2 protein-coding genes are annotated in these 5288 nt (G+C 49.8%); both read left to right on the top strand.

All coding sequences use genetic code 11. The features are described 5' to 3' along the window. On the top strand, positions 1–735 hold a 735-nt coding region (locus CJZ78_RS14110), incomplete at its 5' end, for a hypothetical protein (protein WP_198953917.1). A 14-nt stretch (positions 736–749) separates the two neighbouring features. Continuing rightward, positions 750–5213 carry a sacsin N-terminal ATP-binding-like domain-containing protein gene (locus CJZ78_RS13910; protein WP_143592955.1) on the top strand — a complete coding sequence of 1488 codons (4464 nt, stop codon included), beginning with the start codon at positions 750–752 and terminating at the stop codon, positions 5211–5213. Positions 5214–5288: the final 75 nt, after the last annotated feature.

Below are 5288 nucleotides of genomic sequence, written 5' to 3' on the forward strand. Positions count from 1 at the left end.
GGTGCCCGGCGCCTGCGCGACGACCTCAACCGCTTCCTCTGGGTGGAGAAGCCCCACGTCCTCGTGCGTGATCTAGTCGACTGGTGCCGCAAGTACCTGTATCTGCCGAGGGTCAGCAGCGATCAGGTGATTCTCGACGCGCTGATCAACCCCTCCGCTGCCCTCAGTGGTGAGAGCACCTTCCACCTGGCCGATGGCTTCGATGAGGCCAGCGGCCGCTACAGCGGCCTGAGGCCGCAGCAGGGATCCAGCACCCATCCCACCAGCCTCACCGGCTACATCGTCAAAGATGAGGTGGCGCTGGCTCAGATCGAAGCCGACCAGCGCGCTGCCCCAAAAGCCATCGATCAGGCAACGATCTCAACCACCGGTGTCACGACCGCGGGCTACAACCCCAGCACGGTGACCAGCGCCACTCCAGGTTTGGCAAGACCAGGCTTCACTGACGGCGGCTCAGCAGCTACGACATCCCCAGCACCGACTGCTGATCCCCCCAAGCCTCAGCTGCCCACCCGCTATGTGGCATCGGTGAAGCTCGAACCCAGCCGCGCCAGCCTGCAAATGAGCGCCTTCGTGGAGGAGGTGATGTCTCACCTCCAGGCACTACCCGGCGCTCAGATCGAGATGACCCTGGAGGTGCAAGTCAATGCATCGGGTGGCATCGATGAGCAAACTGCTCGCATCGTGCTGGAGAACTCGGCAGCGTTGAAGATTGATAAGCCGGGATTGTATTAAAGGGATCTGTCATTATGAGACTTACGCCACCTGATTACTTCGAGCCTATTCGCCAAGGGGCGGAGCGTCGCTGGCAGCAGCTAGAGGCCGATCCCGAACTCGCTGGTCCCTGGCACCAGCTGTTCAAGCAGGTTCAAAGCCCGCGGCATGTTCTATCGGAGCTCCTACAAAACGCAGATGATGCAGGGGCGACGGAAGCAAGTGCACGAGTAGACAATGGCGTCTTTGAATTCGCTCACAATGGTGAAGACTTTCAACCGGATCACTTTGCCTCTCTTTGCAGGTTTGGCTACTCAAATAAACGATCACTACATACCATTGGCTTTAGAGGCATTGGCTTCAAAAGCACTTTCAGCTTAGGTCCCGTCGTCGGAATTCGTACACCCTCATTAAGCGTCTTTTTCAAGAAGGACAGGTTCACGTTGCCTTGCTGGTATGACCAAGATGGCAGTGAGTCCAGCTCGACGCGGATCATTGTCAAGATTCAGGATGATCTCAGGCAAGCAGAATTAGCCAAGAACCTTAGAGAGTGGAAACAAAGCCCTGTCTCCCTCCTGTTTTTCAGGAATATTCGCAGCCTAACTCTTGATAGCCGACAACTGTTCTGGCAATCAAATGGTACCGGTCCCATTCAGAACAGTGAATGGTACGTACTGAGAGACTCAGCAGCATCAAACCTTTTTCTAGATGAATCAGATAGAGAGGAAGCCCCTGTTCTTTTAGTTCGCTCAGAGGCCGAAGAGTTTCCAGAAGACTGTATAACTGAAATCAGACAAGAACGTATCCTTGGAGCCGACTCAGATTTTTCATTGCCAGCTTCTCGCGTTGAGCTGGTTCTTGGAGCAAGCGCAGGTATTTATGTCGTACTTCCAACGGCAGTCAAGCCAGATCTGCCCTTTGCATGTAACGGCCCGTTCATGCAGGATCCAGCACGCGTCAAGATTAAAGATCCAGAAACATCACCAACCAACCGCTGGCTACTATCGCGCGTCGGTAAGCTCGCAGCCTCCTGCATGTGCAACTGGCTGGCCAATCAAAGCCTTGAAATCACATCAAGAGCTGAAGCCTATCGGCTGCTACCCAAAGCAGGTATTAAAGACAAGTCGAAGGCTTCTATTGTCGTCTCAGGTCGAGGAGGTGTAGAGAATGAATGCGTAGACGAGGTCAGCAATTCCTTTTTTACTTACATTCAGTACCAGCGAATAGTTCTTGCCCATGATGGAGCTGTTGAAGCGAGTGGAGCATGTATTGCGCTAGACAAACAAATCCAAGACATCTGGGATGCCGACACATTTAGCCAAGAAATTGATCCAAAGGGTAGAAAGCAAATCTGCCATAGAATAACAGCTAATACTGCAGACCTGCTCCACAGGATGGGACAGATCGACAAAGTCAATAGATCTCAGTTTTGCCGTTTTCTTCAAGAAACCAATCCGCCACATCCAGGGGAAGACAAGCTTCTTCTATTATGGATTTACATAGCAGGAGAATTCACCAAAGATATCCACATCATTGATGATATTGCAATTGTTCCGATCGCAGACCAAGACCATCTCTTCCCGCCTCGAAGCGCTGTTCGCTTAGGCACATCAAAGGCTCAGCTTAATGAATTAGATGTCAAGTGGCTTTCAGAACACATTTTATTTGTTGACAGGGGTTGGCTCGTATTCCTTGTCGAGCAGGATACAGACTATGTGCTGCAACAAGGAAAATATAGTTCGATTACAGCAAAAGAGGTGGCATTATCACTTCTTCAGCGCATGGGGTTCGCTGATGGGGCAGATACAACAAAGCTGATTGAGAGAATTGCCACAAGCCTTCGTGCAAGCAACGCACTTGATGCCTCTGCATGCGTGCGACTGGCCCATATATGCGCTAGGCTTGATTGCAGAGTATCAATGAATTTCCCATACATCACACAATCAGGTGAGGTTCGCTATATCGCAAAGGGCGTGTGTTACGACAGCACCAAGACAATTCAGCCACTACTGCCGTATGACTATTCACAGTGCCTCTTCCTTTCGGACTTGTATGCGACATCCTCGACGTCGTGCAGTATGGATGAATGGGATAGCTGGCTTGCCTCAACCAAGCCAGCGCTTAGATCGTTTCCACCACTCCATGAAATAAAGCATGAGTTCAGACATGCCAAGGAGCTGCTCGATCACATCGCAGGCACCTACGGCGAGAAGCTAGATACAGACCTGTTTCCCCATAAGTGGGAAAGGTTCTCCACTACACAACGCTATACAATTGTAGACTACGATATTGACAACCAAATAACTACGCATTGGACTGCTCAACAGACAGTAGAGCAATCTTTATCGACACTCGCGCACGTATTCCTTCAGTCTTCATTAATGGAATGGTTTTCTCAACCATTGGTCGAAATCTATCAAACAAAGACTAATGGTCTTCGTGAATCCTTAGTTGAGGGCCACGAAATTCCAGCATCGTGGCTACGACGCTTCCGTGATACACCCTGCATTCCCGACACACGGGGAAATCTTTGTAAGCCACGGGAGCTCCTTCGCCGGAGCGAGGAAACAGAGCCGCTAATTGGCGTCGAACGTTTTGTTGAAAAGCGTTTTGATCACTCTGCAAATGATTCAATTTTTACTGGCTTGGGTATCTCTTCATCCTTGCCAGGTCCAAATGTACTTCTCTCTGTTCTTTGTGCCCTGGCAGCAATTGAATCCCCTCCTCGTGATGAAGTGGCAAGACTCTATGACCAATTAGACAAGCTCTACCTTCTTAGTAAGCCGGAAGACCAAAATCAAGTCCTCGATGCATTTAGATCAGGCAAGTTGCTTCTTACTGAACAAGGCCTCTGGTCAAGCCCTATCAGTGTCTTTATCTCCGCTGATGGACTGGAAGGAGCAGGTATTTTAACTGTCATTGGTAATGCGCGGCATCTTTCACTATGGCGACAGCTTGGCCTGCGCGAGCGTCCTGATGCGGAAGCAGCCATTGAGATGATCCGCTCGATGCCTCTCCATTCAGATCTTGGGTCGGAAACGTATGAGCTCCTAAAGACCCTAATGCGCCGGTTCACTGTTGATGTAATTGATCATTGCGGCGTCTGGATTTCTTTATCAAAGCAGCTCAGACCCATTGGGGAGCTTCCTTACAGCCTAACCAAAAATGGGATCAATCCTGAGTTGCTCTTTGTTGACATCCAAGCGCAATGTGCTGATCTCCGCTTTATTGATGGTTACTCACTTGAATCACTGCTCCAAAAAGTGCTTGTTCTCGACTTGGATGCCGCTATATCTTATCAACTTGAGGACGGCAATAGTCGGAACAATCAGGAGATATCCAAGCCTCAATGGCTTCAGACGTTTGGCATGTGTGTCAGCCGACTCAATAAGATCTTGCCTGAAACCACCGACTCATTGGCACGACTTGGAGAGATCCTTAAAAATGCAACTATTTGCTATCGCAATAATCTAAGGCTGACTCCAGTTGTTGATGGCAAGCCAATAGGTCGAGCCGTCGTTAAGGACGGAGCGCTCATCTTCGATACCCTTTACGTTCAGCAGCTTCCCGTTTCACGTCTTGCCAACCTGATTCCAATTATCATTGGTGATTTTCTGCAGAGCCCTCAACTCCAGGCAGCAGCAGCATATTGCTTTGAAAGGTCGGATTACCTTATTATTGAATACTTCAAAGCTAACTACGGCCTTGACGAGCAGATGCCAAATGAATCACTTGGCAAGGTTGCGACTCCAGTAGGCGAGAAGCTGATTCCAGAAACACAGATGCCAAAGCCCACTGCCGGCACAGACTTTGGCAGTCTGGTCGGCTCTGCACTGTCCAGCGAGGAGAGATCATTTAATGATCAACTACAAGATCCTGTGGAGACGCAAAAACTATCTGCCCCCAAATTATCAGAAGTTCACGATTTCTTGTTAGAAGATCAAATTGAAAAGCACCCTAATGATCCTTTTTCATCGTCGTCTGATAAGGAGAGAGATGAGCTGGCGAGGCCAGCCTCCCAGCAACCAGGCAGCACATCTAGTGGGGGTGTCGGCAATCATTCAGTTTCTGAAGCGATATCTGGCAAGACGAGTCCATCTGAATCCCAAGAAGAGTCTGGTAATTCAGCGCAATACAGCATCGTTATGCAATACGCGGAATTGCTGGGACTCAAGGAAGTTGGTGATGGGCTCTTCCGTAGTAGCGATCACACATCGCTACGGAGGCAGCGAGGCGACCTTTTCCCATGGATCCTAGAAGCGCCGTCTGGTCTCGAACTCAAACGCTTCCTTGTACGTACCTCTCCTATCGTGGCCTCGCCATTAGAGCTCGATACTGTTGCGTTTGGTCTTCTTGAACGACTTCCAGACGGGCATTCAATTTTAGTTCCAGATACGAGCGGAAACACAATCGAAATCTCGGGTATTCAACTCCAGGCGATGATCGCCGATGGTCGAATCAAGGTTTTTCCATCTAGCTATCGCTTGGCCTTTGTGTGAATCCGAAATCATTCCCGCCCCCTCTTCATATAGTAGTTTATCGCAATTGATAACATAATAGGCGCTGCCATATAG

The sequence above is a fragment of the Synechococcus sp. 8F6 genome (assembly GCF_002252665.1).
Taxonomy (GTDB): Bacteria; Cyanobacteriota; Cyanobacteriia; order PCC-6307; family Cyanobiaceae; genus Cyanobium_A.

What these genes read in the sequence shown, in the direction of transcription:
- CJZ78_RS13910 (WP_143592955.1), top strand. Translation starts at nt 750, where the DNA reads ATGAGACTTACGCCACCTGATTACTTCGAGCCTATTCGCCAAGGGGCG.